Origin of the sequence: Aminobacter aminovorans (genome assembly GCF_900445235.1) — a bacterium.
GTDB lineage: Bacteria > Pseudomonadota > Alphaproteobacteria > Rhizobiales > Rhizobiaceae > Aminobacter > Aminobacter aminovorans.
On record NZ_UFSM01000001.1, the window covers coordinates 2,809,435 to 2,821,096 of the forward strand.

The window sequence follows — 11,662 nt, forward strand, 5'->3', positions numbered from 1 at the left end:
ATGCATCCCGCATTCTCCATCATCGTGTTCACCACGCTTTCCGGGCTCGGCTACGGCTTGGCGGCTGTGCTCGGACTTGGCCTGCTCGACGCCTCGACCCTGTCGGTCAAGCTTGCGCACCTCGGCGCGCTGGCAATTATCGCGGCAGGCCTGCTGTCGTCGACACTGCATCTCGGCAACCCGCAACGGGCATGGCGGGCGCTGTCGCAATGGCGCTCGAGCTGGCTGTCGCGCGAAGGCGTGATGGCAACCGCCAGCTTCGTGCCGCTGACGGCTACGGCATGGTTTGCCATCGTCGAGGGGCGTTACCTCGCGGTTGCGGGCCTGGCCGGCACGGTGATGTGTGGCGTCACCGTCTACTGCACGGCGATGATCTACGGTTCCCTGCGCTCGATCCAGGCCTGGAATACAGGGCTTACGCCGCTTTGCTACCTGTTGTTCGCGGCAGCCGGGGGCTTCCTGCTCGCAGCCGTCGCCGGCTACTCATCCGGCAGCGGCGGCCCGGTTTGCGCCGCAATCGCCATCCTGTTTGTCGTGGCGGCGTGGATCTGCAAGCAAAAGTGGTGGACAAGGCTGCGGACACTCGCGCCGTTGTCGACGCCCGAGAGCGCCACCGGGCTTGGCCATATCGGCCATGTCAGGCTGTTCGAGCGGCCGCATGTCAATGAGAACTACCTGACCCGTGAAATGGGCTTCAAGGTCGCGCGCAAGCATGCGCTCAAGCTGTCCAGGCTGGCGATCCTGTCTGGCGGGCTGGCACCTGTGCTGCTGTTGGTGGTGGCGATCCTTGCCGGCGGGTCGGCCGCCATGCCGGCTGCCGTGCTGGCCGTGTTCTGCTACGCGCTTGGCCTTGTCGTCGAGCGCTGGCTGTTTTTCGCGGAAGCCCGCCATGCAGTCATGAACTATTACGACGGATAGCGCTTCAGCTATCGGCCGAGAGCTTGCCTGACTTGTTGACCTTGCGGCGTCGGCCTTCGGTCAAGCCCCAGCGCTTGTGGAACCACATCCACTGGCCCGGATCCTCGCGGATCCAGCGCTCGACGGTGTCGTTTAGCATCTGCGTGGTGGCCTGGACATCGACGGCGCCGTCGTCGCGGCGCGGCAGTGCCAGCTTGTCTTCGATCGCCAGCCTGTAGCGCCCGCCGGGCAGGCGGATGCAATGCGCCGGATAGACGTCGCAGTCATAGTGGCGGGCGAGCATGGCGAGCACCGGATTGGTCTCGCATTCGCGGCCGAAGAAGGTCGTCCTGAGGCCACGCTTGAACTTCTGGTCAACGAGCACGCCAACATTGCCGCCACGGTCGAGAATGCCGGCGAGCGCGAAGGACGCGCCGCGCTGCGAGGCCAGCAGGTCGCCCATGTTCGAGGCGCGTGTCGAGAAGATGTATTCGGCCAGATAGGGGTTGTTCGGCGGGCGGAACAGCGACGTGATCTTCATGCCGAAGGTGGCGGCGGCGATCGGCAGCAGCTCGAAATTGCCGAGATGGCCGGTGAAGACGATGTGCGGCCTGTCCTCGCTGGCGATCTTGAGGAAATGATCGCGGCCGGTCACCTCGATGCGGCCGGGCGTCTCGGCCTCAGGATCGTGGTCGAAAATCTGCTCAAGGAAGATGTATTCCGCGCCAAGCCGGCCCATATTGCCCCACATATCAAGGGCAATGGCTTCGATTTCGGCTTCACTCTTGTCCGGATAGGCGGCGCGCAGGTTCGAGAGTGCGACGCGATGGCGGCCGAACCACGGACCGACGGTGCGGGCGGCGCGATCGGCGAAATTGAGCGCCTTGTCGACCGGCAGCAGGCGCAGCAGCTTGAGCGCCACCAGGGCGACCTGGGCCACCAGCCAGTAGTTGAGCATGCGCAGCCGCCCCATGATGCGCATCATTGTGGGGCTGGGGATCTTGCTGGCCTTCCTGCGGGGCAATTCGCTGGCGTCCTCAGTCGATGCGCAGGATGATCTTGCCGAACACGTCGCGACCTTCCATCCGCTTCAGCGCGGTGTCGATGGAGGCGAAGTCGACCTCGGTGTCGATGATCGGCTTGACCAGGCCGGCGGCCATCTTCTGCATGGCGTCGGCCATGTTTTCCATGCGGCAGCCAAAGGAGCCGAGCAGCTTGAGCTGCTGCTGGAACAGCATCATCAGGTTGATTTCGGTCGACACGCCAGAGGTCGAGCCACAGGTGACGAGGCGGCCGCCGCGCTTGAGGCTGAACATCGAGCCGGCCCAGGTGTCCTTGCCGACATGCTCGAACACCACGTCGACGCCCTTCTTCTTGGTCAGCTTGCGCACGACGCCTTCGAAGCGGTCTTCGCGATAGTTGATGACATGGTCGGCGCCGAGCGCCTTGGCCTTCTCGATCTTGTCGTTGGAGCCGACTGTCGTGATGACGGTGCAGCCCATCTTCTTGGCGAGCTGGATCGCGGCCGAGCCGATGCCCGAGCCGCCGGCATGGATCAGGATCGTCTCGCCCGGCTCGAGCCTGGCGTTGTCGAACAGCATATGCTCGACAGTGCCGAAGGTGACGGGGGCGACCGCAGCACCGACGGCGTCGACGCCGGGAGGGGCCGGCACAAGAAGACGCGCCGGCAGGTTGATCTTCTCCTGGGCGAAACCGTCGAGATGGAAGCCGTGCACGCCCGAGACGTGCTCGCAGAGATTGTCGCGGCCTTCACGGCACGGGCGGCACAGGCCGCAGGTGCGGGCGCCGTAGATCGACACGAGCTGGCCGGGCGCAAGTCCGGTAACGCCGGGGCCGACTTCGTCGATCTCGCCAGAGGCCTCCGCGCCGATGACCAGCGGCATCTTGCGCTTGGCAAACGCCATGCCGCGCCAGCCCCAGACGTCGATGTGGTTGAGCGCCACGGCCTTGATGCGCAAGGTGACTTCGCCAAGGCCGGGAGGGGGAGGCGGTGCAATGTCCACCTGCTCGAGCCGGCGGTCCTCAACGAGCTGCAATGCGCGCATGATGTCGCTAAATCCTTGTCTCTGGGACGTGTAGGCGGTCGCTTAGACCGGTTCCCGCGCCATGACAAGGCAGGTGTTCTGGCCGCCGAAGCCGAAGGAGTTGGAAAGCACAGTGCGAACCTCGGCCTTCCGCTTCACATTCGGCACCACGTCGAGCTCGATCGAAGGATCGGGATTGTCGTAGTTGATGGTCGGTGGAATGACGCCTTCACGCATGGTCATCAGCGAGAAGGCGGCCTCGATGGCGCCCGCGGCCGACAGCGTGTGGCCGATCATCGACTTGTTCGACGACACCGGAATCTTGCGGATGCGCTCGCCGAACACCGTCGACAGCGACAGATGCTCCATCTTGTCGTTCTCGGGCGTCGAGGTGCCATGCGCATTGACGTAGTCGATCTCGTCTTCGGCGAGGCCGGCATCGGCAAGGGCCGCCTTGACCGCGGCGATCGCCGGCGAGCCGTCGGGCTTGGAGCGGGTGCGGTGGAAGTCGTCGGCCTTTTCGCCGCAGCCCCTGAGGATGCCGAGCACCTCGGCACCACGGGCAAGTGCGCTTTCCAGCGATTCGAGCACCAGGGCCGCCGAACCTTCGGCCAGCACGAAGCCGTCGCGGTCCTTGGAGAAAGGCTTGGAGGCCTTTTCCGGCACGTCGTTGTTGGTCGACAGCGCCGACAGCAGCGAAAAGCGGATCAGCGCTTCGGCCGTAGCCGAACCGTCGGCGCCGACCGACAAGGCGCGCTCGCATTCGCCGCGACGGATCGCCTCGACGCCGAGCTGGATGGCGGTGGCACCCGATGCACAGGCGGTTGAGGTGGTGATCGGCAGGCCGCGCGTGCCGAACCGGTCGGCGAGGCGGTCGGCGATCGAACCGAATTGCGAGGTGTCGAACATGTCGAGCGAGTTCTGGCTGCGCGCCACCTTGAGCAGGCGCTCGGAAGCCGAGCCTTCATCGTCGCCGGCATAGAGCGTGAAGCGGTCGCGCCAGTCCAGTTCGACCGGCGGCGAGGCGAGGAACAGCGGACCGTCGAAGTCGTCGGAGGCAAAACCTGCCTCTTCGACGGCTTCGAGCGCTGCCGTCTCGGCCAGCTCATAAGTCAGCGCGCTGGCACCCTTGGCGCTCGACGGCAGGAAATCGACCATGCCGGAGATGCGGGTGTTGAGCAGATCGGTGGGGAAGCGGGTGATCGGATGAATGCCCGACTTGCCCGACGTCAATGCTGCCCAGTTGTCGGCCTTGCCGACGCCAAGCGAGGTGACTACGCCGATGCCGGTGACGGCGACGACGGGTCTGCCGAGGTGATCCTTCAGATTGGCCATTTTTTTGTCCTGACACCCTTCAGCGCGGCGCGGATACGAGCGCCATGCCTTCAAACTGGTGATAGCCGATCGCTGTTGCGAGAACATTGCGTGGCTGGCCCGCAAACGCTCTTTCGCCTGGCTCGAAGGCCGGATAGCCGGCTCCACGGTCGACGGCCAAGGCAGCAAGCGCCACCGCGAACGGAAACTGTGCTTCCTTCATGTGGCCGGTCAGCGACGAAAGGGCGCGGGCCGCAATTGCCGGGTTGCCGTCGAGGGCCGATTTTTCGGCAGCGGTTGCGGCATGTGCGCCCGAGGCGCCCGAAATCGCCAGCAGGTCGCCATGCGGCAGATCGACCTTGGCCAGTAGTCCTGCAATATTGTCGGTGAGGCTGCCATTGCGGCGCCTGGCGCGGCCGGAAAGGACCGGGCCGAGTTCGGCATAGATCTTCTGGCCGCGTGCTTCGGCGTGATCGCGCGATTCAAGCACCAGGAACGCGCCGCCGGAGCCGGTGACGACTCCGCCGCCTTCCGAACCCTGGCGCTGCCATACCGGCTTCCACGGGCCGCGATGGAGATAGCCGGCCAGTTCGTAGCCAAGCAGCATGTCCGAATGTTCGGTCTGGAAGGCGCCGCCGACCAGCACATGCGTCGACTGGCCGGAGCGGATGCGGGCCGCCGCCGTCTCGATCGCCGAAACGCCGGCACCTTCCTCGCCCATGAAGGTGCGCGAAGAGCCGGTGACCTTGTGGACGATCGAGATGTTGCCGGCGAGCAGGTTTGAAAGCTGGGCCAGGAACAGCGTCGGTCGCAGTTCGGTCGTCAGCTTCTCATTGATCAGCACGTCGCGGTCGGAGCGATTTTCGGATGCCGCGAGTACGCCGGCGTCGACCGCCTCGTCGCGTTCGCCGCCACCTGCAGCCACCACCATGTCCATGGTCGCGCTGAGTTCGTCATTGCCCTTGATGCCGGCATCATCGAGCGCCATGCCGGCCGTATAGGTGCCAAGCCGCTGCCAGGTTTCCATCTGGCGCTGGTCGCCGCGCTTGGCGATCTGCAGGCCCCAGTCGATCTCGGGAAGCGGATGGATGGCATAGGGCTGGAAGCGCTCGGCGTCGATCACCGGGGCGGTGCCCGCTGTTGTCAGCTTGTCCCAGTGGGCTGCACCGCCTTCTCCAAGCGAGGAGACGAGGCCGATGCCTGTGATGACGACGTCGCGATTGGCCATGGGCGGCTTCAGCGTGCTCAGGCGTTCTTCGCAGCGACGAGCGCGTCGATCTTGGCGCAGAGGTTCTTCATGACGAAGTACTCGTCGGTCGAAGCCTTGCCATCGTTGACTTCCTGCGTCCACTTCTCGAGCGGCACCTTGATGCCGAATTCCTTGTCGATCGCAAAGACGATGTCGAGGAAGTCGAGGCTGTCGATGCCCAGGTCGTCGATGGTGTGGCTCTCGGGCGTGATGGTGTCGATGTCGATCTCGCTGGTCTCGGCAATGATCTTGGCGACTTTGTCGAAGGTCGTGGACACGGTTTTTCCTTTGGTGAGGGCGATCATGAACCCGGGACAGATTCTACGCGTATAGTTTTGAGGGGCTGTCTAATCGGTTTTTCCGGACAGGAAAAGGCCAAATCCTGCGCTTTCGTCAAGGCGTCCGGCGCCGAACGCAAGGGAAGGCAGGCCGCCTGAAGCTCTAGAAGACGATGCGGCCAAGCACATGCAGCTTTTCTCCTTGCAGGCCGACGATCAGCGCTTCGCCTTCGCGTGCGGCCGCACCGGTCAGTGCCTGGATGTTCTCGAGATGGGTAACGAGCACGATGTTGTCGGAGCCGGAATAGTTGCGGATGATGTCCATGACGGTGGCGACGTCGGCCTCGCGGGTGGCGTCGGTCGGCTTGTCGAGGGCCGCGGTCGGCTCGACCTTGCGGTCGTCGAAGGCGAGGCGGGCGGTTTCCAGCGTCCGGCAGTAGCGGCTGGCCAGGATGCGCTCGACCGGCGCGGCGCGGGCGTCGAAAAGCGCGCCGATCTTGCGCGCCTGCTGGCGGCCGCGATCGGACAGGTTGAGCTGGGTCGCGCATTTTTCGATGTCGAAATTGGGCGGCTCGACCGTGCCGGTTGTCATGGCGTTGCGCAGCAGCACGACATGGCCGCCATTTCGCAGCAGCGCCCAGCCGGCTTCGGTGGCCTTTGCGGGCAGGGCGCCGAGCAACAGCATGATCGCAATGGTAAATCTGAGCATGAATGATCCCGAACAGGCGATGCGGATATAGGGAGGCCAAAGTGGAATGAAAGGCAAGCTGACGCCAATAACGTGCGCCGTCTTGCGATCCTGTGTCGTGACTTGATCCGGGGGTGGCCGCGGCGCAATGCTCGCACCAGCCGATTCCCCATTTGCCGAGCGCCGATGTCACCTCTCGTAGAAACCGTGCTCTTCGTCTTCGGCCTCGTGGCACTGGGTTATCTCGCAGGTGCCACCGGCTATCTGCGCAGCCAAACCGGCGATGCGCTTTCCGAGTTCGCCATCGGCGTGGCGCTGCCGCTGCTTTTGTTTCGGACCATGATCGGCGCCGATTTCCACGGTTCGGCGCCGTGGTCGCTGTGGGCGGCCTATTTCATTGCGGTCACGGTCGCCTGGACGGCGGGACATCTGGTGACGACCCGCATGTTCGGCCGTGATGGGCAGGCAGGCGTGGTCGGCGGGGTGTCTTCGGCCTTTTCCAATCTCGTGCTGCTCGGCATTCCCTTCATGCTCGGCGTTTTCGGTCAGGAGGGGTTCGAGATCCTGTCGTTGCTCGTCTCCGTCCACCTGCCGACCATGATGATGGCGTCGATCATCCTGTTCGAGATGTTTGGGCCGAGACGCAACGAGCCGATGCATCCTGTTGTGATCATTCGTGATTTCCTGCGCAAGATCCTGACCAATCCGCTGATCGTCGGCATCCTGGCCGGACTGGCCTGGAGGGCGACCGGGGTGCCGTTGCCTGACCTTGCCACGCGCTTTGTCGACGCGCTTGCCAATATTGCCGGGCCGGTCGCATTGTTTGCGATGGGGCTCGGGCTGAAGAAGTTTGGCATTTCGGGCAACATCAAGCCGGCATTGGCGCTGTCGGTGCTCAAGCTGATGCTGATGCCGGCAGTGGCGCTGCTGTTTGCCTGGCTGTTCGGTCTGCCGCCCTTGTCGGCGAAGGTGGCCGTGGCGGCGGCCAGCCTGCCGTCAGGCGTCAATTCCTATCTCATCGCCACGCAGTTCGGCACCGGCCAGGCCCTGGCCTCCAACCAGATGACGATCGCCACCGCCTGTGCCGTGGTCACGACCGCATTTTGGCTGACGATTGCGACGATGGTCTTCGGGTAGATGGGCAGCCGGGCATGCGGTCAGGCTGGACCAACGCATCTGTGCCATAATTTGGTTGATCGCCGACCCGGCGGCACGCTACTAAATTGCCTGGCGCATCGGGCCGAAAACTGTCCCGGACGCGCGCTTTTCGACGATTTTCAAAGTAGCCTGCGTCGCAACGGACGCCATTTCAGGAGGTGAAGCCATGCTTCAGAAAACCAGTCATTTCATGCGGCAGGCCAATCTCATCAACGGCGAATGGGTCCAGGCCGATTCCGGCAAGACCATCGACGTCACCAATCCGGCGACCGGCCTGAAGATCGGCACCGTGCCGCGTTCGGGTGCGGCCGAGACACGTCGCGCCATCGAAGCGGCCAACGAGGCGTTCAAGACCTTCCGCAAGACGTCGGCGCTCGAGCGCTCGAAGCTGCTGCGCAAGCTGCACGACGCCATCATGGACAATCAGGACGCGCTGGCCGAACTGCTTACCATCGAGCAGGGCAAGTCGCTGACCGAAGCCAAGGGCGAGATCGGCTCGTCGGCGGCCTATGTGCTGTGGTTCGCCGAAGAGGCGCGCCGCACCTATGGCGATGTCGTGCCGTCGCCATGGGCGGATCGCCGTGTCCTCGTCACCAAGGAACCGGTGGGCGTCATTGCCGCCATCACGCCGTGGAATTTCCCGTCCTCGATGCTGTCGCGCAAGCTTGGACCGGCCCTTGCCGCAGGCTGCACCGCCGTGGTCAAGCCGGCGTCGCAGACGCCCTATTCGGGCCTGGCCTGGGGTGCGCTGTGCGAGGAAGTCGGCTTCCCCAAGGGCGTGGTCAACGTCCTGACGGGGTCGGCCGGAGAGATCGGCGACGAAATCTGCGCCAACCCGCTGGTCAAGAAGATCACCTTTACCGGCTCGACCGAAGTCGGCAAGATGCTGATCGCCAAGTCGGCCTCGACGGTGAAGAAGGTGTCGATGGAACTGGGCGGCAACGCGCCGTTCCTGGTCTTCGATGACGCCGACATCGATCGTGCCGTCGAAGGCGCGATCACCGCGAAGTTCCGCAACTCCGGCCAGACCTGCGTCTGCACCAACCGCTTCTTCGCCCAGGCCGGCATCTACGACAGGTTCGTGGCCAAGCTGGCCGAGGCGTCCAGCAAGCTCAAGGTCGGCTCGGGTCTCGACGCCGGCGTGCAGCAGGGTCCGCTGATCGACGAAAAGGCCGTCGAAAAGGTCGAGGAATTCATCGCCGACGCCACCGCCAAGGGCGGCAAGGTGGTTGCCGGCGGCAAGCGCCACGCGCTCGGCGGCTCGTTCTTCGAGCCGACGGTCATTTCGGGCGCGACGCCCGCCATGCTGTTCATGAAGGACGAGATCTTCGGCCCGGTCGCTCCGGTGTTCAAATTCGAGACCGAGGAGGAGGCGATCGCGCTCGCCAACGACACCGAGTTCGGCCTCGCCAGCTATTTCTACACCGGCGACCTCGGCCGCGCCTTCCGGGTCATGGAAGGGCTGAAATACGGCATGGTCGGCGTGAATGAAGGCCTGATCACCACGCCGGAAGCGCCGTTCGGCGGCGTCAAGGAATCCGGCCTCGGCCGCGAAGGCGGGCATCAGGGCATCGACGACTATCTCGACACCAAATATGTCTGCATCGGTGGGCTGGGCCTCTAACGGGCTCCGGAACGTCACTGGAATGCTCGAACGCGCGCTCCGCAAGGGGCGCGCGTTTTCTTTTGGATCTTTGACAGGGAGAATCCGGAAATCGGCATATCGTGCTGTAATCGTTAGGTTCGGATGGTCCGGTTCCGGTGTCGCCTTTGGCGTGGCCAAGCGCCCGGGAACGGGCCATCTTGCGGTGCCGCGAATCTGATGTCGCCGGGAAGGCGCGCTGTCGGATAAACGTTGTCGGCAGGCGGGAGGAACTGGCATGACTTCAGCGTGGCGCATGGTCGTCGGGGCATTCGGGCTGGTGGCGCTGGCCATCGGCTTTCTGTCGCTCGTTTTCCTGACGGCGCCTGCCGCGCCGGGGCCTGACCTCGCGCGGTCCAAGAATTCGGCCAAGGGCCTCTATGCATTGTCCATCGCGCCCGAGGCCGGTGAGCCCAGGCAAGGCGAGCTGCATGCCTGGGTGGTGACTGTGAAGACGCGGCAAGGTATGCCGGTGGAGGGGGCTGCGATCAGCGTCGGCGGCGGTATGCCCGAGCATGCGCATGGCCTGCCGACGAGCCCTGAAGCGACGGCCTATCTCGGCGATGGCCGCTACCGTATCGAAGGCATGAAATTTTCCATGTCCGGTTGGTGGCAGCTGAAACTCGGCGTCAGCGCACCTGCCGGCGCCGACGAAGCCACATTCAACCTGGTGCTGTGAGGCGATGGCGCGCGGCCTGCTCACCAAGCTGATTGCCGCTGCGACGATAACGGCAGCGCTGTCAGGCTGCGGCGAAGCCGATTTCACCGACGCCGAAAAGCGAACCATCGCATCGATGTCGCTGTCGGCACTTGCCCCCCTGGCGCCGGATCCGACCAACAGCTTCGCCGACGATCCCGGGGCTGCCGCGCTGGGTGCGACGCTGTTCTTCGACACCGGCATGAGCCGCGACGGCAATGTTGCCTGCGGAACCTGCCACAAGATCGACAGGCAGTTCCAGGACGACCTGCCGCGCGGTGTCGGCGTCGGCGAGACAAATCGAAGGACAATGCCGCTGGCCGGCGTGGCGCGCGATCCGTTCTTTTTCTGGGACGGCAGGCGCGACAGCCTGTGGTCACAGGCGCTGGTGCCGCTGGAAAATGTGCTCGAGCATGCCGGCACGCGCACCGCTTATGCGCATTATCTCAAGCGCCGCTTCGGCGAGCGCTATGAACGCATTTTCCGGCCGCTGCCCGACCTGTCGACCTTGCCGGCCAGTGCCGGGCCGTTCGGCACGCCGGCGGAGAAGGCCGCCTGGGCCGGGATGAGCGATGCGCAGCGCGAGGGCGTCGACCGCATCTTTTCCGACATCGGCAAGGCCATCGCTGCCTTCGAGCGCTCGCTGGTCCACGGCAGGACCCGCTTCGACCGCTTCGCCGATGCCGTGGCGCAGGGACGGGCGCCGTCAGCCGAAGACACTCTGTCGGCCGAGGAACGGCAAGGCCTCCGGCTTTTCATCGGCAAGGCCAATTGCTCGACCTGCCATACCGGGCCACGTTTCACCGACAATCACTTCCACAACACCGCTGTGCCGCCGGTCGCCGGATTGCCGGCCGATCGTGGACGCATCGCGGTTGTCGACGAGGTTCTGGCCGATCCGTTCAATTGCCTGGGAAAATTCCGCGATGGCGGCGAGGAGGCCTGCGGTGAGCTGCGCTTCATGCAGAAGCGTTCGCCCGAGCTCCTCCGCGCCTACAAGACCCCGTCGCTGCGCAATGTCGCCGGGCGTGCGCCCTACATGCATGCCGGGCAGTTCGCCACTTTGGAGCAGGTCGTGATCAACTATGCGAACGCGCCGAAATCCGTCGAAGGCGAGAGCGAGATACATTCCGTGGCGCTCTCCGAAGGTGAGCGGGCGGCACTGGTGGCGTTCCTGAAGACGCTCGGCGACTAGTCAGCGGTCCTTGACCGTTTCCATGGCAACGAAGGTCGATGTCTGGGCGACATGGGGCAGGGCCGATATGCGCTCGCCGAGCACGCGCCTGTAGGCCGCTATGTCGCGGGTCCGGACCTTGAGCAGATAGTCGAAGCTCGCCGCCATCATGTGGCACTGCTCGATCTCGCGCACGGCATGCACGGCGCGGTTGAAATCGTCGAGTGCCGCCGAGCGTGTGTCGGAGAGCTTGACCTGGACGAAGGCGACGTGGCCTTCGCCCATGCGTTCGCTGTCGATGATCGCCTGATAGCCCTTGATGAAGCCATCCTTTTCCAGCCGCTTGACCCGCGCCTGCACCGGGGTCTTGGAAAGCCCGACTTTTGTGGCAAGCTCGGCCATGGACAGGCGGCCGTCGCGCGACAGGGCGAACAGGATGTTGCGGTCAATGCGGTCCAAATGGTCTTCAGTCATAACAGCCTCAGCCGATATCGCCTTTCATCGATTGCAATCGTAGATC

Annotated in this window: 12 protein-coding genes; 5 read left to right on the forward strand and 7 right to left on the reverse strand. The window is 64.4% G+C overall.

Going from position 1 to position 11,662, the window contains the following annotated elements; all coding sequences use genetic code 11:
• Complete coding sequence (locus DY201_RS13805; protein WP_115731692.1) at window positions 1-918, forward strand: dimethyl sulfoxide reductase anchor subunit family protein; 918 nt, start codon at window positions 1-3, stop codon at window positions 916-918.
• Window positions 919-922: 4 nt separating this feature from the next.
• Here the strand turns inward: DY201_RS13805 and DY201_RS13810 are convergent, their stop codons facing one another.
• The 6 genes from DY201_RS13810 to DY201_RS13835 form a co-directional block, all read right to left on the reverse strand.
• The gene (locus DY201_RS13810) at window positions 923-1,882 is read right to left on the reverse strand and encodes a lipid A biosynthesis lauroyl acyltransferase (RefSeq protein ID WP_115731693.1); all 960 of its coding nucleotides are present in this window, start codon (window positions 1,880-1,882) and stop codon (window positions 923-925) included.
• 52 nt (window positions 1,883-1,934) lie between these two features.
• A complete protein-coding gene (locus DY201_RS13815) occupies window positions 1,935-2,963 on the reverse strand; it encodes a zinc-binding dehydrogenase (RefSeq protein ID WP_115731694.1) in 1,029 nt (342 codons plus the stop codon).
• A gap of 42 nt (window positions 2,964-3,005) precedes the next feature.
• Window positions 3,006-4,277: a beta-ketoacyl-ACP synthase gene (locus tag DY201_RS13820; protein WP_115731695.1), complete on the reverse strand. Its 1,272-nt coding sequence runs from the start codon at window positions 4,275-4,277 to the stop codon at window positions 3,006-3,008.
• Between the two features lie 19 nt (window positions 4,278-4,296).
• Complete coding sequence (locus DY201_RS13825) at window positions 4,297-5,484, reverse strand: beta-ketoacyl-ACP synthase (RefSeq protein ID WP_115731696.1); 1,188 nt, start codon at window positions 5,482-5,484, stop codon at window positions 4,297-4,299.
• 17 nt (window positions 5,485-5,501) lie between these two features.
• Window positions 5,502-5,810: an acyl carrier protein gene (locus DY201_RS13830; protein WP_154383938.1), complete on the reverse strand. Its 309-nt coding sequence runs from the start codon at window positions 5,808-5,810 to the stop codon at window positions 5,502-5,504.
• 136 nt (window positions 5,811-5,946) lie between these two features.
• Window positions 5,947-6,492, reverse strand: a complete 546-nt coding sequence (locus DY201_RS13835) for a histidine phosphatase family protein (protein ID WP_115731697.1) — start codon at window positions 6,490-6,492, stop codon at window positions 5,947-5,949.
• A 165-nt stretch (window positions 6,493-6,657) separates the two neighbouring features.
• On the opposite strand from DY201_RS13835, the gene DY201_RS13840 reads away from it, so the two are divergent.
• The 4 genes from DY201_RS13840 to DY201_RS13855 all read left to right on the forward strand — a co-directional run bounded on the left by DY201_RS13840 (window position 6,658) and on the right by DY201_RS13855 (window position 11,163).
• Complete coding sequence (locus DY201_RS13840; protein WP_115731698.1) at window positions 6,658-7,608, forward strand: AEC family transporter; 951 nt, start codon at window positions 6,658-6,660, stop codon at window positions 7,606-7,608.
• A gap of 187 nt (window positions 7,609-7,795) precedes the next feature.
• Window positions 7,796-9,253: an NAD-dependent succinate-semialdehyde dehydrogenase gene (locus DY201_RS13845; protein WP_115731699.1), complete on the forward strand. Its 1,458-nt coding sequence runs from the start codon at window positions 7,796-7,798 to the stop codon at window positions 9,251-9,253.
• 256 nt (window positions 9,254-9,509) lie between these two features.
• A complete protein-coding gene (locus DY201_RS13850) occupies window positions 9,510-9,950 on the forward strand; it encodes a FixH family protein (RefSeq protein WP_165915879.1) in 441 nt (146 codons plus the stop codon).
• 4 nt (window positions 9,951-9,954) lie between these two features.
• Entirely contained in the window at window positions 9,955-11,163 is a 1,209-nt protein-coding gene (locus DY201_RS13855) for a cytochrome-c peroxidase (protein WP_115731701.1), read from the forward strand.
• On the opposite strand, the gene DY201_RS13860 is transcribed toward DY201_RS13855, so the two are convergent.
• Window positions 11,164-11,616: an Lrp/AsnC ligand binding domain-containing protein gene (locus tag DY201_RS13860; protein WP_115731702.1), complete on the reverse strand. Its 453-nt coding sequence runs from the start codon at window positions 11,614-11,616 to the stop codon at window positions 11,164-11,166.
• Window positions 11,617-11,662: the final 46 nt, after the last annotated feature.

Bases quoted from the DNA above. Each gene is read 5' to 3' on its own strand.
- DY201_RS13835 (WP_115731697.1), bottom strand. From the start codon at position 6,492: ATGCTCAGATTTACCATTGCGATCATGCTGTTGCTCGGCGCCCTGCCC.
- DY201_RS13815 (WP_115731694.1), bottom strand. From the start codon at position 2,963: ATGCGCGCATTGCAGCTCGTTGAGGACCGCCGGCTCGAGCAGGTGGAC.
- DY201_RS13810 (WP_115731693.1), bottom strand. From the start codon at position 1,882: ATGATGCGCATCATGGGGCGGCTGCGCATGCTCAACTACTGGCTGGTG.
- DY201_RS13820 (WP_115731695.1), bottom strand. From the start codon at position 4,277: ATGGCCAATCTGAAGGATCACCTCGGCAGACCCGTCGTCGCCGTCACC.
- DY201_RS13825 (WP_115731696.1), bottom strand. From the start codon at position 5,484: ATGGCCAATCGCGACGTCGTCATCACAGGCATCGGCCTCGTCTCCTCG.
- DY201_RS13805 (WP_115731692.1), top strand. From the start codon at position 1: ATGCATCCCGCATTCTCCATCATCGTGTTCACCACGCTTTCCGGGCTC.
- DY201_RS13840 (WP_115731698.1), top strand. From the start codon at position 6,658: ATGTCACCTCTCGTAGAAACCGTGCTCTTCGTCTTCGGCCTCGTGGCA.
- DY201_RS13860 (WP_115731702.1), bottom strand. From the start codon at position 11,616: ATGACTGAAGACCATTTGGACCGCATTGACCGCAACATCCTGTTCGCC.
- DY201_RS13855 (WP_115731701.1), top strand. From the start codon at position 9,955: ATGGCGCGCGGCCTGCTCACCAAGCTGATTGCCGCTGCGACGATAACG.
- DY201_RS13850 (WP_165915879.1), top strand. From the start codon at position 9,510: ATGACTTCAGCGTGGCGCATGGTCGTCGGGGCATTCGGGCTGGTGGCG.
- DY201_RS13845 (WP_115731699.1), top strand. From the start codon at position 7,796: ATGCTTCAGAAAACCAGTCATTTCATGCGGCAGGCCAATCTCATCAAC.
- DY201_RS13830 (WP_154383938.1), bottom strand. From the start codon at position 5,810: ATGATCGCCCTCACCAAAGGAAAAACCGTGTCCACGACCTTCGACAAA.